This window comes from Nibricoccus aquaticus (assembly GCF_002310495.1).
In the GTDB taxonomy this organism is placed as follows: Bacteria; Verrucomicrobiota; Verrucomicrobiia; order Opitutales; family Opitutaceae; genus Nibricoccus; species Nibricoccus aquaticus.
Map to the genome: position 1 here is coordinate 3,948,566 of NZ_CP023344.1, position 21,514 is coordinate 3,970,079.

The following is a 21,514-nucleotide window of genomic DNA, read 5'->3' on the forward strand; positions in this document are numbered from 1 at the left end:
GGCGAGACTTTTGGTTGAAGCGCGAAGACGCAAAGACGCTAAGGTCGGAGCGAAGAGTCAAAAGCGAATCGGACGCTCCCGGGGTGATGAGAGCGTCCGATGGAAGACTGAGAATTATTTCTTGAGGGCGTCGGTGGTGAGCGTCGCGTCGATGTAGGTGGCGACGGGTTGGGATTCTTTGTAGACGCCGTTCTTCACGTTGAACTCGTCGGCGATTTTGGAGGAGCCGGCGATAGAGCCGAAGGTGTCGGTTTGGCCGGAGATGATCTTAGTGCTCTGCGCGAGCGTCAGGAGCTTGGTGCCGGACATGAAGGCGGCGTATTCTTTCGCATCAACGCCGGCGCGGGCGGCCATGATTTTGATGCCGTCGTCGCGGGTGGTTTCGTCGTTCAAGTAGGCGACGATTTTGTCCCAGACGGCGACGAACTTGACCCAGTCGGCGCGGTTTTGGGCGAGGCTTTGAGGGCTGACGGCGACGGTGTCGTAGATGAGACCGGGTTCGTCGGCGGAGGTGTAGACGGCGGTGGAGCCGGCGACGGCTTTGAGGGCCTGGCCGGAGTTGGGCTGCCAGGCGGCGATGGCGGCGACCTGGCCGGAGGCGAGGACTTGAGGGGTCTGATTGGTCGGTGTGGGGACGAGTTCGACGTCGGCCTCGGTCATGCCGGCTTTTTTGAGGCCGTTGAGGAGAAGGAGGTGGTCAACGAAGCCGACTTCGACGGCAACTTTTTTGCCTTTGAGATCTTTGAGGGAAGAGATGCCGGGTTGGGCGACGATCATGTCGTTACCGTTGGAATAATCGGTGACGAGGATCATGACGTTTTTCGCTCCATTGGCACCGGTGACGAGGGCGTCGCCATTGGTGACCATGACGGCGTCCACTTTGCCAGCGGTGAAAGCCTCTATCGACGGGCCGTACTCGAACCAGAGGAGTTCGACCTCGAGGCCGGCTTGTTTGAACCAGCCTTTTTCCGAAGCGATGGCGAAGGCGGTCCAGCCGGGCCAGTCGGAGTAGGCGACTTTGAGAGGGGCGGCGGTGGCGCGGGAGAGGAGGAGGGCGGCGAGGGTAAGGCCGAGGGTGAGGCGGCGGAGTGAACGCGGGACGGTAATCATGGGTTGTGTTACTTTTTGATCAGATCGTGTTACGCGGGCGATTTAGCAGGGGATATGCCACGGGGGTGGGGTGAGCGAAAGTGAGCAGCTGCGCGCAGAGCGCGCAGCTGCAATGACCAATGACCAATGACCAATGACCAATGACCAATGACCAATGACCAATGACCAATGACCAATGACCAATGACCAATGACCAATGACCAATGACTAGAGACGTTAGCGGTCGGAGAGCGGGCGGCGGTTTGGTTGAAATGCAAAGACGCGAAGGTGGCGCGAAGAGCGCCTAGTGGGATGGGTGGGTTGGAGGATTTGAGAAAGGACGGAATAGGTCTTATATGTCTCATGGGACGAATAGGACTTATAGGGTTGGGTCGGGAAAATACCGGGGGAAATGTCAGGGTGTTTTAGGCAGATGGGACCGGCACTGAGGGGGAGGGGTGAGGTCGGTCGGAGAATTATGGATCTCATTTCCGGCTGTCCGTTTTGGATTATTAAGAATGGGATTTTGGGCGTTTACCCGACGTTGCGGGAGAATGTGGAGTGCGAGGTGGCGATCATCGGTGGAGGCGTGAGCGGGGCGTTGATCGGGTATCGGCTGGCGGAGGCGGGCATCGATGCGGTGATGCTGGACAAGCGCGATATCGGGACGGGGAGCACGGCGGCGAGTACGTCGTTGTTACAGTATGAGACGGATCTGACGTTGACGGAATTGAGCGGGCGGATGGGAGAGGAGAATGCGGTGCGGGTTTATCGGGCGTGCCGGGCGGCGGTGAAAAGCATCGGGGCGCTGGCGAGGCGGGTGAAGGGCGGGGATTTCACGGGGAGGGACAGTCTTTATCTGGCGAATACGCGGCGGGAGGTGGCGGGGTTGAAGCGGGAGTTTGAGTTGAGGAGGAAGCACGGTTTCGACGTGAGCTGGTGGACGCGCAAGCGGATCGCGGGGGAGAGTTCGCTGCCGCATCACGCGGCGATCGAGAGTCACGATGCGGCGGAGATCGATGCGTTTGAGTTTACGCACGCGGTGGTGAGGGCGGCGGCGGAGATGCGGAAAGGGTTACGTGTATTTGACCGGACGGCGGTGACGTCGTGGAAGCGGGTGGATGCTCGTGGCGCAGTTGGGAAAGGACGGAGTGCGGGAGGCGGAGGAGGGGGATTTGTGCTGACGACTGCGGATGGGTTTCGCGTGAAAGCGCGGCGGCTGGTCGTGGCGGCGGGGTATGAGTCGTTGAACTTTTTCCGGAAGAAACCGGCGAAGTGTCACAGCACGTATGCGCTGGTGACGGAGCCATTGGAGACGCGGGCGGGCTGGCCGGGGGAGCGGCTGATCTGGGAGACGGCGCGTCCGTATATTTATGCGCGGACGACGGCGGACGGGCGGGCGATCATCGGCGGGTATGACGAGGAATTTCGCGATCCGCAGAGGCGCGATGCGTTGCTGGTGGCGAAGACGGGGGCGTTGCAGCGGAGGTTTGGGCAGTTGTTTCCGGAGATCCGGTGCGATGTGGCGTTTTCGTGGACGGGGACGTTTGCGGAAACGAAGGATTCGCTGCCGTACATCGGCGAGGCGCCGGGACGGCCGGGGATTTATTTCGCGCTGGGGTACGGCGGGAATGGCGTGATTTTTAGCGCGCTGGCGGCGGAGATTATTCGCGCTGCGATCGTGGGGGAGCGGAATGCGTTGGCGGAGTTGTTTCGGTTTGGGCGGTGAGGGGATGCGGCGATAAAGTCGAAAGCGGGCAGGGATTTTTTTTGGAATGGAGCACAGAGGGCACGGAGCGCGGACAAGGAGGGCACAGAGATCGGAAGAGAGGGCGGAGAAGGAATCTTTTGGACAGGATTTATGGTATTAAGAGGATTTCGGAGGAGGGAAGGGGTTGATCGCGGAAGCGAGGAGGGGCGGAGGCGCTGAATCGGAATACCGACGGGGATGTTGGCGCTCCCGGAGATCGCGGCGTAAAACCGCTCCTACCGTCGGAGTTAATCGCGCTGGCGGGAGTCGAGGACGAGGGTGACGGGACCGTCGTTGATGAGGGCGACTTTCATGTCGGCACCGAATTCGCCGCGGGCGACGGGGCGGCCGAGGGCGATCTCGATTTGCGCGAGGAAATTTTCGTAGAGGGGGCGCGCGAGGTCGGGTTTGGCGGCGTCGTTGAACGAGGGGCGGGTGCCTTTGCGCGTGCTGGCGATGAGCGTGAACTGGCTGATGACGAGGATGCCGCCGGCGATGTCGCGGACGGAGCGGTTCATGAGTCCGGCGTCGTCGGGGAAGATGCGGAGCGCGGCGGCTTTTTCGGCGAGCCAGCGGGCGTCGTTTTCGGTGTCACCGGCGGCGACGCCGAGGAGAATCAAGAGGCCGCGGTCGATGGCGCCGCGCACGATGTTGTCGATGGTGACGCTGGCGGAGGAGACGCGTTGGACGACGAGGCGCATTAAGCCAGGGACGATTCTACCCTGATTGGTAGTAACCAGTTTTTTCTGCCAACCACATCGAAAGATGCCAACCACTGTGGTAGAGCCCGATAGAAAGTGCGAAAATCGGAGCACCAAAGCCTATCTTTAGTGCGCCTTTCCATCCTCGTGATTTCACCAAATAAACTGGGACTGCGACAGCGGCGAAAAGCCAGATCCACACTTTTAGTCGCGTGGACAGTAACTCCCCTCTGATCAGCGCATCATTCCGGCACCACGTGTATATCAATGCGACTCCGATGATGGTATCGAGTATCCAACTTATTTCTGACCATACGGAGTTGTAGTAAAAAAATATGTCAGCAGCTCCAAACGCTGCTGACGTTATGAGAAACAAGGAAAGCGCTACATTTTTCGCTGTCCGCAGTTTCCTTGTCTCCATGGTACAAGTTTGGAGTTCGCTTTATCAAACCATCGGGACGTGAGGTTCGATGTCGGCTTCGTAGTCGATTCCTGGGAGGCCGAAGCCGAACATTTTTAGGAATTCGGTGCGGTAGCCGGCGATGTCGGTCAGCGACGGCAAGTTCTCCGTCGTGATCTGGGGCCAGATTTTTTTGACCTCTTCCTGGACGTCGGGGCGCATCTCCAGGTCGTCGATACGGACGCGGCGGGCGTCGTCGAAGTTTAATGCCGAACCGTTATACATTTCGGTCGCGAAGAGGCGCTGGATTTGCTGGATGCAGCCTTCGTGCGTGCCGCGCGCCTTCATGAGTTTGTAGAGGATGGAAATGTAGAGCGGGACGACGGGGATCGCGGAGCTGGCCTGGGTGACGAGCGCTTTGTTGACGGAGATGAAGGCGCGGCCGTAGCCGTGGGCTTTGAGTTTGGCGTCGAGGCTTTTGGCGGCGCGTTCGAGGTCGTTTTTGGCGAGGCCAATGGTGCCGTTTTTGTAGATGGCCCAGGTGACTTCGGGTCCGATGTAGGAGTACGAAACGGTGGTGGCGCCGGGGGCGAGCACGTTGGCTTCGAGAAGGGCGTCGATCCACATTTCCCAGTCTTCGCCGCCCATGACGGCGGTGGTGTCGGCGATCTCGGCTTCGTTGGCGGGCTCGATGGTGATTTCGCTGACGACGCCTTTGTCGGTGTCGACGGTCTTGTTGGTGTAGGTCTGGCCGACGGGCTTGAGGCAGGACTTGTGAACGACGCCGGTTTTCGGATGCGTGCGGCGGGGCGAGGCGAGGGAGTAGACGACGAGGTCGACCTGGCCGAGGTCGGCTTTGATGGCTTCAATGGCCTGCTTCTTGATGTCGTCGGAGAAAGCGTCGCCGTTGATGTTTTTGGCGTAGCGGCCAGCGGCGCGGGCGGCGTTGGTGAAAGCGATGGTGTTGTACCAGCCGGGGGTGGCGGGGCGGCCTTCTTCAGAGGGGCGTTCGAAGAAGATGCCTAGGGTGTCGGCCTGGCAGCCGAAGGTGGCGGTGATGCGCGAGGAGAGGCCGAAGCCGGTGGAGGCGCCGATCACGAGGACCTTCTTGGGGCCGTTCTTGAGGAGGCCTTTGGATTTCACGTAGTCGATCTGCTCCTGGATGTGAGCAGCGCAACCGGCGGGATGGGCAGTGACACAGACGAAGCCGCGGACTTTGGGTTTGATGACCATGGGACAGTTAGGAAGGGGGAAAGCGGGAGGCGGGGAAAGGGGAAATTTAACGGCGAATGGAGGTTAGTTGAATCGCAAAGACGCGAAGACGCAAAGGACTGGGCGAAGGGGCGGAGATGGAATGACCAATGACCAGTGATCAGTGACCAATGGGCGTAGGACGGAGAGCCGACGTCGGCGGTATGGCGGACGCGGAACATTCAACGCTCAACGCTTAACTTTTAACGCTCAAGGACGGGGAGCGCAGGCGCAGGCATTGCGGATGGAAATGCGCGGAGGCGTAGCGCGGGAGCTATTTTTTGGCGGGAACCCAAGCGTCTTTCAGGGAGATCGTGCGGGTGAAGACGGGGTGGCCGGAAGCGGAGTCTTTCGCGTCGAGGGTGAAGTAGCCTAGGCGTTCGAATTGGTAGCGGGCGTCCGGGGTGGCGGAGGCGAGGGATGCTTCGAGTCTGGCGGTGACGACTTGGAGCGACTTGGGGTTAACGACTTTGAGGAAGTCGTCTTCGGCGCCGGGTTCGGGGACGGTGAAGAGGCGGTCGTAGAGGCGGACTTCGGCGTCGATGCTGTGCGTGGCGCTGACCCAGTGGATGGTACCTTTGACTTTTTTGTCGGAGTTGGGGCCCCCGGCGCGCGTGGTGAGGTCGGCGGTGCAGCGGAGTTCGAGGAGGTTGCCCGCGGCGTCTTTCACGATTTCGTCGAGTTTGATGATGCAGGCGTATTTGAGGCGGACCTCGCCGCCGGGTTTGAGGCGGAAATATTTGGGCGGCGGGACTTCGGCGAAGTCGTCGGACTCGATGAAGACCTCGCGAGTCAGGGCGACTTTGCGCGTGGTGGGGTTTTCGTCCTGCGGGTTGTTGGTGGCGTCGACCTCGATGACCTCCTCGGCGGCGAGGTTGGTGAGGACGAGTTTGATGGGCTTGAGGACGGCGAGGCGGCGCTGGGCGAGGGCGTTGAGGTCTTCGCGGATGGTATGCTCGAAGACAGCGAGGTCGGTGAGGGCGTTGAATTTGGTGACGCCTGTGCCCATGACGAAGTGGCGTATCGCGGCGGCGGTGACGCCGCGGCGGCGGAGGCCGGAGATCGTGGGCATGCGCGGATCGTCCCAGCCGGTGACGATTTTTTCGTTCACGAGCTGGATGAGGCGGCGCTTGGAGACGATCAGGTAGCTCGGGATGAGCTTGGCGAATTCGTACTGGTGCGGGAGCGGGCGGGCGAGTTCGAGGCTTTCGAGAATCCAGTCGTAGAGCGGACGGTGGACTTCGAACTCCACGGTGCAGATGGAGTGGGTGATGCCTTCGAGGTAGTCGCTGAGGCAGTGGGCGAAGTCGTAGAGCGGGTAGATGCACCAGGTGTCGCCGGTCTGGTGGTGGGCGGTGTGGCGGATGCGGTAGATGAGCGGGTCGCGCAGCCAGATGTTGGGCGAGGCCATGTCGATCTTGGCGCGGAGGGAGCGGGCGGCGTTGGGGAATTCGCCAGCTTTCATGCGGGCGAAGAGATCGAGATTTTCTTCGACGGAGCGCGTGCGGAAGGGGGAGTCGCGGCCGGGTTCACTGGGGGCGCCGCGGTATTTTTCGGTTTCCTCGGGCGTGAGATCGCAGACGTAGGCTTTGCCTTTTTTGATGAGCTCGACGGCGAAGAGGTAGAGTTGATCGAAGTAGCTGCTGGCGAAGAAGGGCTCGGCGGCTGGTGAAGAGTGAAGGGTGAGGGGTGAAGGGTGAAAATCGGAGGCCGGAGCCGGAGAAACGGGAGCGAGGTAGTAGTCGGGCTTTCCGTTAACCGTGAAGGACGCGGGGGTGGCGCCTTTGGGTTTGAAGCCGAGGCAGTGGTCGGCCCAGCCGGCGATAAGCCATTTCACGTCGGCGATGATGGAGTCCACGTATTCGACATCCTCCTTCGCGGGGTTGGTGTCGTCCATGCGGAGGTTGCACTGGCCGTTGTTTTCGCGGGCGATGCCGAAGTTCAGGCAGATGGATTTCGCGTGGCCGATGTGGAGGTAGCCGTTGGGCTCGGGCGGGAAGCGGGTGACGATCTTTGGGTAACGTTGTTCCGCGACATGCTGGGCAACGATGTCACGAATGAAATCGCTGGGAGCGGGTGCTGGCGTGTCGGTGGTCGCGGTGGTTTCGGCTGACATGGAGAGCGTCAGCTAAGGGCACGCGTGCGGTGCTAGGCAATGCAGCTTTTGCGGGACGGCCATTGCGCCCGGTGCGGATAAGGCCGCGATGGCTGGGCAGGACGCGCGAAGAGACGTGGCTCAGAGTTTCGCACTTTCGATGGCGGCGGGCGGGATTTCGAAAGGGGCGTGGGATACGCGGCGCGGGTGCGGCGTGATGCCGTCGGCCTGGAGTTCTTTGAGCAGCGAGGTGATGTACGGGATGAGCTGCTTCTTGCGACTGACGATGCCGGGGAGGTCGAAGATTTCGTCTTTCTCGACGTGCGGGTAGGAAATGCGGGCGATGAAGTCGGGGTCACCTTTAACCAGCATCAGGGAGTTCTGTGTGTTGATGTCGGTGACGAGCAGACAGGCGAAGGCGAGTTCCTCGGTGTCGCAGAGTTTTTGGAGGGCGGCGCAGAGTTGTTTCGAGTGCTGCCAGAAATTGCCGAAGCCAAGTTCTTCGACTTGGGAGACGGCGAAGCGGACGGTGTCTTCCTCGTAGATCTTGAAGTCGGTGCGGATGACTTTGTCGGGCGAGTTGCCGAGGATGACGGAGCCGGAGCTGAAGATGGTGTCTGCGAGCGCCTTGGAGTTAACGCCGGCGATGCCGGAGAGCCAGGCGAGGAGGGTTCCGTCTTTTTCCGTAGTCGTGGGGCTGTTGAGGTGGAGCGTGTCGGAGATGATGCCGCTCATCATGATGCCGGCGATCTCGGGGGAGGGCTTGAGGCCTTCGCGCCGGAAGAGATCGGCGACGATGGTGCAGGTGGAGCCGACGGGCTCGTTGATGAAGAGGATGGGCTGCTGAGTATTCAGCGAGCCGAGACGGTGGTGGTCGATGACCTCGGCGATGGTGACTTCGGCGGCGCCGGTGACGGCCTGGGTCATTTCGTTGTGATCGACGAGGACGAGGCGGGTTTTGACCGGCTTGAGCATATCGGTCTTGGTGAGGATGCCCTGGAGTTTGCCGGTGTCGTCGAGCACCATGAAAGCGGGCGCGGTGGAGGTGGCGGCTTTTTTGCGGAGGTCGGCTAGGCGAACGTCGGCGGTGACGGAGGCGAATTTGCGGTCGATGAGGCTGTCGATCGTGGAGGCGGTGCGGACGAGCCAGGCGGTGGTGGCGGAGTCGAACGGGCTGACGATGAGGCTGACGCCGGCGGTTTTGGCGTGCTGGACGACTTCATCATCGACAGGGAGGTTGCCGGTGACGACGAGGGCGCGGACGCCGATCTGGATGGAGCGTTGCTGGATGTCCCAGCGGTCGCCGACGATGATGACGGTGCGGTTGGCGGGGATGCCGTCGCCTTCGGAGACTTTGCCGAAGGAGCGGACGTCCATGGCGCCGATGCGGACGTAGAGGTCCTGGCATTCGTCGGCGTTGGTGATGTGGACGACGCGGCCTTTGAGGGCGCGGGTGATGTGGGAGAGCGAGGTGGTGACTTTGCGCATTTCGCGCGGCTCGCGGAGGCGGGGGATAAAGTGGCCGCCGAGTTGGAAGACGGATACGGAGCCGACAACACGGTGGTCGTCGGTGGTGACGGGGAGGATGCGGACGTCGTGCTCGTCGATGCGTTCAAGGGCCTCGGCGCAGGTGGCGTTCTGGCCGACGGAGACGACGTTGGTGACCATGACGTCGCGTACGCGCGGGGTGACGTCGCTTAGGTAGACGGGGAGGGGCTGGCGGAACTTTTGGAGAATGGTATCGATGCGGGCGTTGGAGTTGCCGCAGCGGGCGGCGATGTAACCGCGTTCGCCGCGGGCTTCCTTAAAGGCGGCGTAGGCGATGGCCGAGCAGATGGCGTCCGCGTCGGGATTTTTATGTCCGACGACGTAGGTGAGGTTTTGGGCGGGCGCGATAGGAGCGGCGGTCATGCGATGGGCAGGTTGCGGGAGAGTGGGCTGGCGCGTTAGGAAAGCAATCTAGGGAAGAGGTTCACCGTAAAGGTTGGCGGGACGGTAAGATTAGTTAAGGAAGCGCGGCGGGCTGTTTCGGGGCGTTTTGAGCGGCGGGAGCTTCGTGGGCGGGAGTTTTTCGGAGCCTGGGGATGATCACGATCGCGATGATGACGCCGAACAGCAGGAACGTGAGGAGCTCGATGCGGGCGAGGGCGGGGCGTTTTTCGGGCGTGATCATGCAGGCGGGGAGGGAAAGCGGCGGCACAGTGGCTGGCAAGTTTGGGCACGACACCGCACAGTGGGCGCACGGAGGCTGGACAAGCTCGGCGGGCGCTTCCTAGCGTTGTGCGATGAAGATTTATCTCGATGGGAAACTCGTCGATCGCGCCGACGCCACTATCTCCGTGTTCGATCACGGACTGCTCTATGGCGACGGTATTTTCGAGGGTATCCGCATCTATGGGGGGAACATTTTTCGCCTCGATGAGCATCTGGAGCGGTTGGAGTACTCGGCGAAAGCGCTGCTCTTGAAAATGCCGTGGTCGCGCAAGGAGATCGCCGATGCGACGATCGAGACCTGCCGCGCCAACAATCTCCAAGATGGCTATATCCGGCTCGTGGTGACGCGTGGCGTGGGTGACTTGGGGCTTTCCCCGTGGCTGTGCCCGAAGCCGTCGATTTTCATCATCGCGGACAAGATCGCGCTCTACCCGGCCGAGCATTACACGAAGGGTTTGGAGATCGTCACGGTTGCAACCCGCCGCATGAATCCGGCCGCGCTGCCGCCAGCGGTGAAATCGCTCAATTATCTGAACAACATCCTCGCCAAGATCGAGGCGCGCCAGGCCGGGGCGCTTGAGGCGATCATGCTCAACGACCAAGGCTACGTCGCCGAGTGTACGGGCGATAATATCTTCATCGTCCACAAGGGCGAAATCATCACCCCGGCCGCCTCCCAAGGCGCGCTCAAGGGCATCACGCGCGATGCGATCTTCGACATCGCCAAAGAGATCGGCGTGCCGATCCGCGAGGCAAACATGACGCGCTACGATGTCTGGTGCGCGGACGAAGTTTTCCTCACGGGAACAGGCGCGGAGGTTATCCCGGTGGTGAAGCTCGATGGTCGCGAGATCGGCGACGGCAAGCCCGGCGCGGTCTTCGCGAAGGTGCGCGAGTCGTTCCGCCGCCGCGTGCTGACCGAGGGCACACGGATTTAACGGCTGGCGATTCTCTGTTTTTTTCGGCGCGAGAACGGCCCCGTTCTCGCGCCTTTTGTTTCTTAGATCCTGTGGCGCGACGTGCGCCATATCCGTGCCAAAGGCGTGTCTCATGGCGCGGCCGCGTCGCTCTTTCTGTCCGGGGAATTTTCCTCTCAGGAAGCGCTGTCGAGGTCTTGCCAGCAGAAGCGCTCATGGCATGGTTGGTGCAGACAGATGCATCCATCAATGTCCCACGCTCGTCATAGTTTTCAGTTCGCTGTGTCGATACTGAGAACGGACGCGCATTATTTTTCCCATGGCCAGCCCTCTTAAATGTGATCTTTGCCCGAAAACCGCGACGGTACATCTCACGCAGATCGTTAATAACAAGATTCATAAGGTAGATCTCTGCGAGGCGTGCGCCCAAGCCAAAGGCGTGACCGATCCCAGCGGTTTTTCACTGTCGGACCTGCTCCTCAAAGCCTCGCTCAATCCTGAGGCGGCGACCGATGCGATGCGCTGCGAGCACTGCGGGTTTACCCAGAACGATTTCAAGAAGCACGGCCGCTTCGGCTGCCCGCACTGCTACGAGACGTTCAACAGCATGGTCGAGCCGATGCTCGACAACATGCACAAGGGAACCAACCACACCGGGAAGGTGCCACAGAAGGCGCTCGACCGTAAATCTCTCCACGACCGTCTCAGCGCGCTCGAAGGTAATCTCGATCAGGCAATCAAAGCCGAGCGTTACGAAGACGCCGCCCGTTTCCGCGATGAAATCAACCAAGTCAAACAAGCCGTCGGACAAAAGCTCACGCGTTAAGCCCATGACGATCGCGTCGCTCATCGCTTCACCGTCCGAGCTGACCGACACCGCGAGTAGCAAGTGCGCCATCGTCTTGATGACGCGCATCCGCCTCGCGCGGAATCTCGCGGGCAATCCGTTCCCGGGCTGGGCGCGCGAAGCGCAGCGCGAGACGGTTTTCGAGGCTTGCCGCGACGCGCTCGGTGCATCGGCGCAGATGAAGAAGGGACTCAACGTCGCCGTCAGCGAACTCAGCGATTTGGAGAAACAGATTCTCGTCGAGCGCCACTTGATCAGCCGCGAACTCAGCGGCGCTAAAGCAGGCGCGGGCGTGTTCATCAGCAAGGACCAGACGCTCTCCGTGATGATCAACGAAGAGGATCATCTGCGCATCCAGGTGCTCCGCGCCGGTTTCCAGCTGAAGAAGACGTGGAACGCCATCAACGAGCTCGATAGCGCGCTCGAAGAGGCGCTCGACTATGCGTTTTCGCCGACACTCGGTTATCTGACCGCGTGCCCGACCAACCTCGGTACCGGTATGCGCGCCTCCGCGATGATGCATCTGCCTGCGCTCGTGATTTCCAATCAGATGGAGAAAGTCGTCCGCGCGGTGAACCAGCTCGGCATGGTTGTCCGCGGCTTGTTCGGCGAAGGCTCCGATGCGAGCGGCAGCATTTTCCAGATCTCGAATCAGACCACGCTCGGCGAATCTGAGGAAGAGATCATCAAGCGCCTCGGCAGCGTTCTGAACTCCATCGTCGAGCACGAGCAGAACGCCCGCGCGAAACTCATGGAAAGCGATGCAGCCAAGATCTTCGACAAGATCGGCCGCGCGTATGGGATTCTCCAGCACAGCCACATGCTCAGCTCGGGCGAGGCGATGAATCTGCTCTCGCTGCTCCGGCTCGGCATCGATCTTGGTTTATTCCCGGACGACAGTCGTTCCGTGATCGACCGCCTCTTCATCGAGGCGCAGCCCGGCCACGTTCAGCAAACATCGAAGACCGATCTCGAATCCAACCAGCGCGACAGCCTGCGCGCCGAGCGTTTGCGTGCAGAGTTTGCCGCTTTCGCGAAACCGAATTTCACTATCAACAGCCACAATTAACCCTGCGCCCGCGTCGCAGGCAGCCGATTTAACTAAACAGATAACAACACATACGCCCGCCTACCTACCACTCACATGGAACCGATGAACAACTTCACCCCGAGAGCGCAGCAAGTGCTGGCCCTCGCGCGCAAAGAGGCCGACCGTTTTCACCACAATTACGTCGGTACCGAACACATTCTTTTGGGCCTCATCAAACTGGGCCAAGGTGTGGCTGTGAGCGTGCTCCAAAAGATGGGCCTCGATCTTGAGACCGTTCGGGGTGCGGTGGAGAAGCAAGTGGGCACCGGCCAAGAAACCAAGACGACGGGCAGCATTCCTTATACGCCGCGCGTGAAGAAGGTGCTCGCGCTCGCCGGTAAGGAAGCGAAGGCGCTCAATCATTCTTACGTCGGCACCGAGCATATCCTCCTCGGTCTCCTCCGCGAAGGCGAAGGCGTGGCTGCTCGCGTGCTCAAGTCGCTCGACATCGACATCGAACGCACCCGCAACGAAATCCTCCGCGAGCTCGATCCGCAGTTCTCCGGCGGCGAGGGCAATCCTCCCGGCGGAGGCGACGAAGCCTCGGCTGGCGGCGCTTCCCAACGCGGTGGTGCTGGCGGCGGTGGCGGTACGACCGACGACGGCAAAAAAGAGGTCAAGACTCCGGCCCTCAAAGCCTTTGGTCGCGATCTCACCGAACTCGCCCGCAAGGGTGAACTTGATCCCGTTGTAGGCCGCAAAAACGAGATCCGCCGCGTCATCCAGATTCTCTGCCGTCGCACGAAAAATAATCCCGTGCTCATCGGCGAAGCGGGCGTTGGCAAAACCGCTATCGTCGAAGGTCTCGCGCAGGAAATCACCGGCGGTCTCGTTCCCGAGATCCTCGCCGACAAGAAAGTCATCACGCTCGATCTCGCGCTCATGGTCGCCGGTACGAAATACCGCGGTCAGTTTGAAGAGCGCATCAAAGCCGTGATGGACGAGATCAAGCGCGCCAAGAACATCATCCTCTTCATCGACGAGATGCACACGATCGTCGGCGCCGGTGCGGCCGAAGGCGCGATGGATGCTTCCAATATCTTCAAACCCGCGCTCTCGCGTGGCGAACTCCAGTGCATTGGCGCGACAACCCTTAACGAGTACCGCAAGTACATCGAGAAGGACAGCGCCCTCGACCGCCGCTTCCAAGCGGTGAAGGTGGAGCCGCCATCGGTTGATGACACGATCATCATCCTCAAGGGTATCCGCGGTAAGTACGAGGATCACCACAAGGCGACCTTCAGCGACAAGTCGCTGGAATCCGCCGCGAAGTTGTCCGACCGCTACATCACCGGCCGTTTCCTGCCTGACAAAGCCATCGATGTGATGGACGAAGCGGGGTCACGCGCCCGCATCGCTTCGCTTGTCCGCCCGACCGACATCGAAGATCTCACCAAGGAGATCGAGACGGTCTGCGCGCAGAAGGAAGAGGCGATTGCCAAGCAGCACTTCGAGGAAGCCGCGAAATATCGCGACAACGAGAAGCAGCTCCGCGCCCGCCAGGAAGCCGCCACGGAAACGTGGAAGAAGGCCCGCGAAGAGAAGCGTGTCGCCATTGACGAAGACCTCATGATGCAGGTTGTCGCCGACTGGACCGGCATTCCGCTCTCCCGCATGGAGAAGAAGGAAAGCGAACGCCTCCTCGGCATCGAAAAAGAAATTCAAAAGGTCGTCATCGGTCAGGAAGTCGCCGCGACCGCCATTGCCCGTGCGCTCCGTCGCTCGCGCGCCGATCTCAAAGATCCGCGCCGTCCGATCGGTTCATTCATGTTCGTCGGCCCGACCGGTGTCGGCAAAACCGAGACCGCGAAGCAGCTCGCCGCGCAGATGTTCGGCAATCAGGACGCGCTCATCCAAATCGACATGTCTGAGTACATGGAGAAGTTCGCCGTCTCGCGCCTGGTCGGTTCGCCTCCCGGTTATGTCGGTTACGAAGAGGGCGGCCAGCTCTCTGAGGCTGTGCGGCGCAAGCCGTACTCGGTGATCCTCTTCGACGAAGTCGAGAAGGCGCATCCGGACGTGCTGCAAATCCTGCTTCAGATCCTTGAGGATGGACGGCTCACCGACTCGCTCGGTCGTGTCGTCGATTTCCGAAACACGATCATCATCATGACTTCGAACGTCGGTGCGCACTTGTTGCAGCGCCAGACCTCGATGGGCTTTGCGTCCGTCGGCGGTTCGTTTGGCGATCAGGAAAAGATGCGTGAGAAGGTGCTCGAAGAAGCGAAACGCATCTTCAAGCCCGAGTTCTTGAATCGTATCTCGGACATCATCTTCTTCCGTCCGCTCAACAAGGACGACCTGGTGAAGATCGTGGAGATCGAGCTCGTGAAATTCGCGAAGCGTCTCGTCGAACGCAAAATCGAGATGGAGTTCTCGCCCGAGGCGAAGTCGCTGCTCATCGAGAAAGGCTACGACGAAAAGATGGGCGCCCGTCCGCTCCGTCGAGCCGTCGAGCACTACCTCGAAGACCCGCTCGCCGAGGCGATCCTCCGCGGCGACATCAAGGACGGCGAACCCGTGCTGGTGGTCCGCAACGGTGAAGTGCTCGAGTTCAAACAGAACGAGCCCACCAAACCCGCTGACTCCAGCTCGAGCGCGCAGATCTAACACGCCGCTCGCAAAGCGACGTTCAGTTTTAAGACAAAGGCCGCTCTTTCGAGAGCGGCCTTTTTTCTTGCCAGGTGCGGAAGCCTCTAATGTGGAGAGAATCTTATCGTTTTCTCTTCGATTGAGCGGCGATCCGTTCTTCTACGAATGCATCAAAGTCGGGATCCGGGGCTGGGCGATCTTTGTGTCGAAGTGATACGCGCCAACTTGAGTACTCGTTCCACACTTCTTTGCGTAGCGGCATATCTTGTGGAATCGGGTGGTCGAAAAGAAAGACGCGTAGATCACCACTTCGAAATCGATGCGAAGCAGTGATAAGTCTTTGAGCGTTCGCCCACTCGTTTGTGCTGACGGTGAACGCGTACCCAATTCCGCTGTTTCCATCCTCTGGGTGAAGATTGATTTCCGCAGCACGACAAACGGCGACGACGCGGTGCAAATCATCCGTTGTCTCAGCGATACCGAGACGTGAGTTGGTCTGCGGGATCATTTGGTCAAAGTTGCTAGTGAGTGGTGTAGATCCGACGTTCACACCGAGCGCGCTGCCGAGATCGGGGCGAAGGCTTGTTCGGCGGATTTGACGGCGAGGCTGTTGCTTTCGCCTTCCTTCCACGCGGGGAGTTCGAGGACGAAGGTGGCGCCTTTGCCGGGGCCTTGGCTGAAGGCGCTGAGGGAGCCGCCCATTTGTTTGGCGGCGTTGGCGCTCGAGTGGAGGCCGAAGCCGTGGCCGTCTTTGCGCGTGGTGAAGCCGTGGGAGAAGATCTTCGTGAGGTTGTCCGGCGGGATGCCGACGCCGTTGTCGATGACTTTGATCTGAACGGTGTTTTGCGGCGTGTTTTCGATGCGCAGGATCATGCGGCGCTGGGAGGGTTCTTTCACGTCCATCGCCTTCTTGGCGTTGCTGATGAGGTTCACGAGGATTTGGAGAACCTTGTGGCGCTCGGCGCGGGCGGGCGGGGTGATGGCGAATTCGCGAGTGACGTGGACGTTGTGGCGGAGGAGCGCGTTGTTGCTGAGCTTGATCGCGTCCTCGATGGCTTCGTTGAGCGCGAGCGGTTCGACGACACCGGCAACGGAGGCGTAGCTCTGCTGCATCCAGATGATGTCTTTCACGTGATCGATGCTCTTCAGAAGCGTGCCGAGGTCGGACATCGTTTCGGTGCGCTCTTGATCGAGAGCGTTGGCGAGATTTTCGAGATAGCCGGGGAGTTTCGCGCCGCGCGGATCTTTGGCGAAGAAGCCGGGGAGATCGGCGGATTGATCGCGGAGGAGGGCGCAGACTTTGAAGATGCTCGTGACCTTCGAATCGCGGAAGCGGTCGGAGAGGAGATTGGCGGTGACGTTGATGCTCGTGAGGACGTTGCCGACGTTGTGGAGGACGCCGGTGGCGACCTCGGCCATGCCGGCCTGGCGGGTGGCCTCCATGAGCTGGAGATTGGCCTCTTCGAGGGCTTTCTGGGTCTCGACGGATTTGGTGACGTCTTTGCTGATGCCGAAGGTGCCGATGACTTTGCCGAGGTCGTCGCGGAGCGGGAGTTTGCTGGTGAGCACCCAGGTGACGCGGCCGTCGGGCCAGGTTTCTTTTTCCAGTTTATCGAGCATCGGCTGGCCGGTGCGGATGATGGCCTGCTCGTCGTCGTAGGCTTTGCGGGCGTGGGCCTCGGCGAAGAAGTCGAAGTCGGTTTTCCCGATGAGCTGGGCGGGCGTGAGGTTATCGCGAGTGGCCTTGGCCTGGCTGACGGCGAGGAATCGCGACTGGAGGTCTTTGAAATAAATGTGGTCGGGGATGCTGGCCAGAAACGCCTGAAGGAGGAGGCTTTCGATCTGGGGAATGGGGGAGCCGGAGCCGGTCATGGCGGCGGGAACGGCGGGCGGGGCGTCGGGGTGCTGGCTCATGGGAAAGGGGTGCGGGTGGCTTTGCGGCTGGCCTGGAGGCTGTCTATGTTGCGCAGGAGGACTTCGCGGATCGCGGCGGTGATGACGGGCTTGGAGAGGTAGTCATCCATGCCGGCTTCGAGGAGGCGTTCGCGCTCGGCGGGGAGGACGTTGGCGGTGAGGGCGATGATGCGGAGGTGGCGCGGGATGCGGGGATCGCGGGAGATCTGGGCGGCGCGGATGAGTTTGGTCGCTTCGATGCCGTCCATGACGGGCATCTGTTCGTCCATGAAAATGATGTCGTAGGGCTGGCGGTGGAGCGCCTCGATGGCGTCGCGACCGTGGTTGGCGAAGTCGGCGCGGTAGCCGAGGCGGAGTAGTTGATGGCCGGTGACGGTCTGGTTGATGGCGTTGTCGTCCACGACGAGGATGCGGACGGCTTCCTGAAGCTCGGGGGATTCCTCGTAATGAGCGATGGAGTCCGCAGCGGTGTGGCCGCTATCCATCGCGGAGCGGATGGCGTCGAAGAGCGGGTTGGGTTTGATGGGTTTGAGCAGGCACGACGTGATGCGGTGCGACTCGAGTTGCGCGGGGCTGAGTTTGTCGCCGAGGGAGGTGATGAGGATTTTGACCGGCTGCGGGAGATCGGTGAGGGCGTTGATGGCGTTGGCGAGTTCGAGGCCGTCCATCTCGGGCATGTGGTAATCGAGAAGGACGAGATCGAAGGGCGCGCCCTCGAGAAAGGCGTGGCGGAGGGCGGCGAGGGCGGCGGGGCCGCTGGGGGCTTCGTCGTGGGGGATACGCCGATACGTGAGCTGGTGGCGGAGAACTTTGCGGTTGGTCTCGTTGTCGTCCACGATGAGAGCGCGGCGGACGGGGATGTTGAACGGGGCGGCGCTGAGGGCCATGCCGACGGGGCGCGTGAAATGGGCGGTGAACCAGAAGGTGCTGCCCTTGCCCGCTTCGCTGCGGATGCCGACCTGGCCGCCCATCATCTCGACGATGCGTTTGCAGATCGCGAGGCCGAGGCCGGTGCCGCCGTATTTGCGGCTGGTGGAGCTGTCGGCCTGGGTGAAGGGCTGGAAAAGAGTTTTCTGAATCTCGGGGGAAATACCGATGCCGGTGTCGGTGACTTCGAAGCGGAGCGTGCAGTCGCGTTCGGATTTCTGATCGCAGGTGACGTGGAGGAAGACTTCGCCGTGTTCGGTAAACTTGATGGCGTTGCCGATGAGATTAAAGAGCACCTGGCGGAGGCGCGCGGTGTCGCCGTGGAGGCGCGTGGGGACGTCGGATTCGACGAGGAAGGCGAGTTCGAGTTTTTTGCTGGCGGCGGGCTGGGCCTGGAGATCGAGGGCGGCGTGGACGGCTTCGCTGAGGAGAAAGTCGGCGCGTTCGAGGACGATCTTGCCGGCTTCGATTTTGGAGAAGTCGAGGATCTCGTTAACGACGGAGAGGAGTGCCTCGCCGCTGCGGCTGAGCGTCTGGACGAAGTCGCGCTGGAGATGGGTGAGCTCGGTCTGGAGGAGAAGATCGGACATGCCGATGATGCCGTTGAGAGGCGTGCGGACCTCGTGGGACATGTTCGCGAGGAACATGCTCTTGGCCTCGTTGGCAGCTTCGGCGGCGGTCTTGGCCTTGTAGAGTTCGGACTCGATGTTGGCGCGCTCGACGATCTCGGAGGTGAGCTTGCGGTTGGCGTCCATCATCTCGGCGGTGCGCTCGGCGACGGCTTGTTCGAGGGTGGAGAGGCGCTCGTGGTGATCGCGCTGGAGCGACCATTTCTCGGTGAGCGTGCCGGCCATCTGACGGACCTCGATGTTGTCGAAAGGTTTTTTGAGGATGAGGAGACGGTCGTTGCGGCCGAGGCGGCCGAGGAGTTCGTCCCAGGAGTAGTCGGAGTAGGCGGTGCAGATGACGGCCTGGATGTCGGGATCGAGCTGCCAGAGACGTTCGAGTGTCTCGAGGCCGTCGATACCGGGAGGCATCCGCATATCAACGAAGGCGAGGGCGAAGGGGCGGCCGGCGTTGAGCGCGTCGCGGACCTTGGCGACGCCTTCTTCTCCCTGGAACGCAGAGGAGAGGTCGAAGTTTACTGCGCCGCTTTGGGGCTTGGCGCTGCCGAAGAGCTCGGCCTCGAGGTCATCGAGTTTGTTCTGCTGCTGGTCCTTGCCGCGTAGGATGCGTGCGAAGTCCTCATGGATGGCGTGGTTGTCATCGATGATGATTATCCGGCGATTTTTTTCGCTCTGTGCGGGTGGCATGAGAGGACGTGGCGGGCGGACATTAAAAGTCGCATGGCCACGCTACGAGGGGCGGAGCGCGGTCATGCGGTGAGGGAGGGGGGATTGGGAAAGTGACTTAATGCTCAATCGGCTAAGTCACGCGTGGCTTGAGTGTTTCGTGGGTTGGGCGGGCGGAGGCAAGCGGGGGAGTGGCGGGGAAATAAAAAGGGCGCGCCGGCCAGAAGCCAACGCGCCCGATGGTAAGGGAGCTGTGAAAAAATACCTAGAACCCGTTAGACCGTATGGGTTTTGAAGGATTCGAGCTTCCAGAGCGGCTGCTTGGACTCGGTGGCGATCTCGTTGAAGGCCTCGACTTCGGCCTTGGTGAAGAGGAGTCCACCGGCTGCGGCGGTGTGTTTGGCGAAGGCGGCTTCGAGCTGGCCGGGGAGCATGCACTTCTCGTTGCCGTGACCGAGGACGTCGTCGATGACGGCCTTCACGTTTTGCGCCTGGTTGCGGCCCTTGGCGAAAGCGCCGGAGCTGATCGCGTCGGGGTGGATGACCTGGAAGAAGAACACGCAGGTGCCCTTGTCGCCCGTGGGGACGTTTTCCCAGCGGTTGCGGATGGTGGGGAGCGAACCGCCGATGAAGCCGCCGACGATCTCGTTGATGAGCGAGAGGCCGTAGCCCTTGTGTGCGCCGAACGGCATGAGGAACTTGGCTTTGTTCGGGTCGGTGGTGACGACGCCGTTTTCATCGACAGCGGCGTCGGGCGGGAGGTTTTTGCCTTCGCGCTTGAGCTGCTGGACGCGGCCCATGGCGACGACGGACGTGGCCCAGTCGATCACGATTGGGTAGCCAACGGCGTCGGTCGTGGGGAAGCCCCATGAATGCGGGTTGGTGCCGAGGGTGGGGAACTTGCCACCAAACGGAACGACCTCGGCGAGGGCCGCGGTGCAGTTCGTGTAGGCAATGTAGCCTTTGCGCGCGGCGTCCATGACGTAGCCGCCGCCCCAGAGATAGTGGAAGGCGTTGTCCACGGAGACGGTGCCGACGCCGTATTTGTCGGCGAGGCGGATGGCTTCGTCCATGGCGCGGTAGGCCGTGGACTGGCCGAGCTTCTTGTTGGCGTTCCAGATCTTGGCGGCCTCGAACTTCGAGGGCTTCACGTCGATCTGCGCGCCGGGGACGCAGCCCTTCGAGCCGGAGCCGAAGAGGTGGTCGAGGTGGAGGGCCTTGATGCCGTTGTGGGTGCGGATGCCGTGGCGGGAAGCCTCGGCGCAGAAACGCGCGCCTTCGGCCGATTCGTCGGCGAGGAATCCGCGGTGTTGATACGCCGCTTGGACGAGGGCGTTGTGCTGCTGTTCAGGGACGACGTAGTAGGTTTCGGGCATGGCGGGTAAATAGGTTATTTGGCGGAAACTTCGGGATTGGCCTGGGCGATGGGTTGTTTGCCGGCGAGGAAGCGCGTGAGGTTTTCGACGGCGCAGGAGGCCTGGCGTTGGACGCTCTCGTGGGTGCGGCTGCCGATGTGCGGCGTGAGCACGGTGCCGGGGAGGCCGAGGAGCGGGTGGTCGGCGGGCGGTGGCTCCTGGTCGAGGACGTCGGCGCCGTAGCGGATCTTGCCGGCCTTGATGGCTTCGACGAGCGGGGCGAGTTCGAGGAGTTCGCCGCGGCCGGTGTTCACGATGACAGTGCCGGGCTTGAGGAGGGCGAGGCGGCGGGCGTTGATGAGGCCCTTGGTTTTTTCGGTGAGCTTGGTGTGGAGGGAAACGAAGTCGGCCTGCTTGAGACCTTCGTCGAGATCTTCGACGCGTTGGAGGTCGTACCAGCGGGCGAAGTCTTCCTCCCAGTAGTTGGCGAAGATGATGACTTTGAGGCCGAAGGCGCGGGCGCGGATGGCGACTTCCTTCGAGATGCGGCCGAGGCCGACGAGGAGAAGGGTTTTGCCGCAGAGTTCGTTGCCGGTGATGCGGGTCCAGCGACCGGCGGCGACGTGGTTGGCCTCGACGACGAGGTTGCGGACGACGGCGAGGAGGAGGGCGAAGGTGTGCTCGGCGACGGTGGTGTGGTTGACGCCGGGGGTGAAGAGGACGGGGACCTTGAGGTCGGTGGCGGCTTTGACGTCGATCTTGTCGAGGCCGATGCCGTATTTGGAAATCACCTTCAGGCGGGGGAGGGATTTTTGGATGACCTGGCGGGTGAGGGCGTCGTCGCCGCAGAGATAGGCGTCGAACTGGCCGGCGAGTTCCAACATGCGGGACTCGGGGAGGGGACCGCGTTCGCGGACGATTTCAAAGCCGGCGGCCGCGAGCATGTCGTGGTGGATGCCAGGCGTATCTTGGAACGAAGTGGTCGTCAGGAGGACACGTGTCATAGAGGGACGTGGACTTCACACAAAGGGGGCGGCTTAGAAAAGACAAAAGCTGATGACCCCGGACAAACAAACTTCC

Annotated in this window: 16 protein-coding genes; 5 read left to right on the forward strand and 11 right to left on the reverse strand. The window is 61.3% G+C overall.

Annotation, left to right across the window (positions count from 1 at the left end):
• Positions 1 to 114 precede the first annotated feature (114 nt).
• Complete coding sequence (locus CMV30_RS15965) at positions 115 to 1,110, reverse strand: ABC transporter substrate-binding protein (RefSeq protein WP_096056951.1); 996 nt, start codon at positions 1,108 to 1,110, stop codon at positions 115 to 117.
• A 457-nt stretch (positions 1,111 to 1,567) separates the two neighbouring features.
• On the opposite strand from CMV30_RS15965, the gene CMV30_RS15970 reads away from it, so the two are divergent.
• Positions 1,568 to 2,818: an NAD(P)/FAD-dependent oxidoreductase gene (locus tag CMV30_RS15970; protein WP_175414913.1), complete on the forward strand. Its 1,251-nt coding sequence runs from the start codon at positions 1,568 to 1,570 to the stop codon at positions 2,816 to 2,818.
• Positions 2,819 to 3,087: 269 nt separating this feature from the next.
• Here the strand turns inward: CMV30_RS15970 and dtd are convergent, their stop codons facing one another.
• The 5 genes from dtd to CMV30_RS19955 form a co-directional block, all read right to left on the reverse strand.
• The gene (dtd, locus tag CMV30_RS15975; protein WP_096056953.1) at positions 3,088 to 3,540 is read right to left on the reverse strand and encodes a D-aminoacyl-tRNA deacylase; all 453 of its coding nucleotides are present in this window, start codon (positions 3,538 to 3,540) and stop codon (positions 3,088 to 3,090) included.
• A gap of 445 nt (positions 3,541 to 3,985) precedes the next feature.
• Positions 3,986 to 5,173 carry an enoyl-ACP reductase FabV gene (gene fabV / locus CMV30_RS15980; RefSeq protein ID WP_096056954.1) on the reverse strand — a complete coding sequence of 396 codons (1,188 nt, stop codon included), beginning with the start codon at positions 5,171 to 5,173 and terminating at the stop codon, positions 3,986 to 3,988.
• A 292-nt stretch (positions 5,174 to 5,465) separates the two neighbouring features.
• Positions 5,466 to 7,307, reverse strand: a complete 1,842-nt coding sequence (gene glnS, locus CMV30_RS15985) for a glutamine--tRNA ligase (protein ID WP_096056955.1) — start codon at positions 7,305 to 7,307, stop codon at positions 5,466 to 5,468.
• A 120-nt stretch (positions 7,308 to 7,427) separates the two neighbouring features.
• Positions 7,428 to 9,197 (reverse strand): putative manganese-dependent inorganic diphosphatase, encoded by a 1,770-nt coding sequence (locus tag CMV30_RS15990; RefSeq protein WP_096056956.1) that lies wholly within the window; start codon positions 9,195 to 9,197, stop codon positions 7,428 to 7,430.
• A 94-nt stretch (positions 9,198 to 9,291) separates the two neighbouring features.
• The gene (locus tag CMV30_RS19955) at positions 9,292 to 9,486 is read right to left on the reverse strand and encodes a hypothetical protein (protein ID WP_096056957.1); all 195 of its coding nucleotides are present in this window, start codon (positions 9,484 to 9,486) and stop codon (positions 9,292 to 9,294) included.
• Between the two features lie 85 nt (positions 9,487 to 9,571).
• On the opposite strand from CMV30_RS19955, the gene ilvE reads away from it, so the two are divergent.
• From ilvE to CMV30_RS16015, 4 genes are all read left to right on the forward strand, one after another.
• Positions 9,572 to 10,438 (forward strand): branched-chain-amino-acid transaminase, encoded by an 867-nt coding sequence (gene ilvE, locus CMV30_RS16000; RefSeq protein WP_096056958.1) that lies wholly within the window; start codon positions 9,572 to 9,574, stop codon positions 10,436 to 10,438.
• Between the two features lie 298 nt (positions 10,439 to 10,736).
• Positions 10,737 to 11,243 (forward strand): UvrB/UvrC motif-containing protein, encoded by a 507-nt coding sequence (locus tag CMV30_RS16005; protein ID WP_096056959.1) that lies wholly within the window; start codon positions 10,737 to 10,739, stop codon positions 11,241 to 11,243.
• A gap of 4 nt (positions 11,244 to 11,247) precedes the next feature.
• Complete coding sequence (locus CMV30_RS16010; protein ID WP_096056960.1) at positions 11,248 to 12,333, forward strand: protein arginine kinase; 1,086 nt, start codon at positions 11,248 to 11,250, stop codon at positions 12,331 to 12,333.
• Between the two features lie 75 nt (positions 12,334 to 12,408).
• Positions 12,409 to 14,964, forward strand: coding sequence for an ATP-dependent Clp protease ATP-binding subunit (locus CMV30_RS16015; RefSeq protein ID WP_096056961.1), 2,556 nt, complete (start codon positions 12,409 to 12,411; stop codon positions 14,962 to 14,964).
• Between the two features lie 103 nt (positions 14,965 to 15,067).
• Here CMV30_RS16015 and CMV30_RS19580 read toward each other — a convergent pair whose 3' ends face one another.
• From CMV30_RS19580 to CMV30_RS16035, 5 genes are all read right to left on the reverse strand, one after another.
• Positions 15,068 to 15,454, reverse strand: a complete 387-nt coding sequence (locus tag CMV30_RS19580) for a hypothetical protein (protein WP_138223336.1) — start codon at positions 15,452 to 15,454, stop codon at positions 15,068 to 15,070.
• A 38-nt stretch (positions 15,455 to 15,492) separates the two neighbouring features.
• Positions 15,493 to 16,860: an ATP-binding protein gene (locus tag CMV30_RS16020; RefSeq protein ID WP_096056962.1), complete on the reverse strand. Its 1,368-nt coding sequence runs from the start codon at positions 16,858 to 16,860 to the stop codon at positions 15,493 to 15,495.
• The gene (locus CMV30_RS16025; RefSeq protein ID WP_096056963.1) at positions 16,857 to 19,100 is read right to left on the reverse strand and encodes a response regulator; all 2,244 of its coding nucleotides are present in this window, start codon (positions 19,098 to 19,100) and stop codon (positions 16,857 to 16,859) included. The genes CMV30_RS16020 and CMV30_RS16025 overlap by 4 nt, the downstream gene beginning before the upstream one ends.
• Positions 19,101 to 19,354: 254 nt before the next feature.
• A complete protein-coding gene (locus tag CMV30_RS16030) occupies positions 19,355 to 20,455 on the reverse strand; it encodes an Ldh family oxidoreductase (protein ID WP_096056964.1) in 1,101 nt (366 codons plus the stop codon).
• A gap of 14 nt (positions 20,456 to 20,469) precedes the next feature.
• Positions 20,470 to 21,438, reverse strand: a complete 969-nt coding sequence (locus CMV30_RS16035; RefSeq protein ID WP_096056965.1) for a phosphoglycerate dehydrogenase — start codon at positions 21,436 to 21,438, stop codon at positions 20,470 to 20,472.
• Between the last annotated feature and the right edge of the window lie 76 nt (positions 21,439 to 21,514).

Excerpts from the sequence above, each read along its gene's own strand:
- CMV30_RS16020 (WP_096056962.1), bottom strand. The coding sequence starts at position 16,860 with ATGAGCCAGCACCCCGACGCCCCGCCCGCCGTTCCCGCCGCCATGACC.
- CMV30_RS16015 (WP_096056961.1), top strand. The coding sequence starts at position 12,409 with ATGGAACCGATGAACAACTTCACCCCGAGAGCGCAGCAAGTGCTGGCC.
- CMV30_RS15965 (WP_096056951.1), bottom strand. The coding sequence starts at position 1,110 with ATGATTACCGTCCCGCGTTCACTCCGCCGCCTCACCCTCGGCCTTACC.
- CMV30_RS16025 (WP_096056963.1), bottom strand. The coding sequence starts at position 19,100 with ATGCCACCCGCACAGAGCGAAAAAAATCGCCGGATAATCATCATCGAT.
- CMV30_RS19580 (WP_138223336.1), bottom strand. The coding sequence starts at position 15,454 with ATGATCCCGCAGACCAACTCACGTCTCGGTATCGCTGAGACAACGGAT.
- dtd (WP_096056953.1), bottom strand. The coding sequence starts at position 3,540 with ATGCGCCTCGTCGTCCAACGCGTCTCCTCCGCCAGCGTCACCATCGAC.
- CMV30_RS15970 (WP_175414913.1), top strand. The coding sequence starts at position 1,568 with ATGGATCTCATTTCCGGCTGTCCGTTTTGGATTATTAAGAATGGGATT.
- CMV30_RS16010 (WP_096056960.1), top strand. The coding sequence starts at position 11,248 with ATGACGATCGCGTCGCTCATCGCTTCACCGTCCGAGCTGACCGACACC.
- CMV30_RS16005 (WP_096056959.1), top strand. The coding sequence starts at position 10,737 with ATGGCCAGCCCTCTTAAATGTGATCTTTGCCCGAAAACCGCGACGGTA.
- CMV30_RS15990 (WP_096056956.1), bottom strand. The coding sequence starts at position 9,197 with ATGACCGCCGCTCCTATCGCGCCCGCCCAAAACCTCACCTACGTCGTC.
- fabV (WP_096056954.1), bottom strand. The coding sequence starts at position 5,173 with ATGGTCATCAAACCCAAAGTCCGCGGCTTCGTCTGTGTCACTGCCCAT.
- CMV30_RS16030 (WP_096056964.1), bottom strand. The coding sequence starts at position 20,455 with ATGCCCGAAACCTACTACGTCGTCCCTGAACAGCAGCACAACGCCCTC.
- CMV30_RS16035 (WP_096056965.1), bottom strand. The coding sequence starts at position 21,438 with ATGACACGTGTCCTCCTGACGACCACTTCGTTCCAAGATACGCCTGGC.
- glnS (WP_096056955.1), bottom strand. The coding sequence starts at position 7,307 with ATGTCAGCCGAAACCACCGCGACCACCGACACGCCAGCACCCGCTCCC.
- ilvE (WP_096056958.1), top strand. The coding sequence starts at position 9,572 with ATGAAGATTTATCTCGATGGGAAACTCGTCGATCGCGCCGACGCCACT.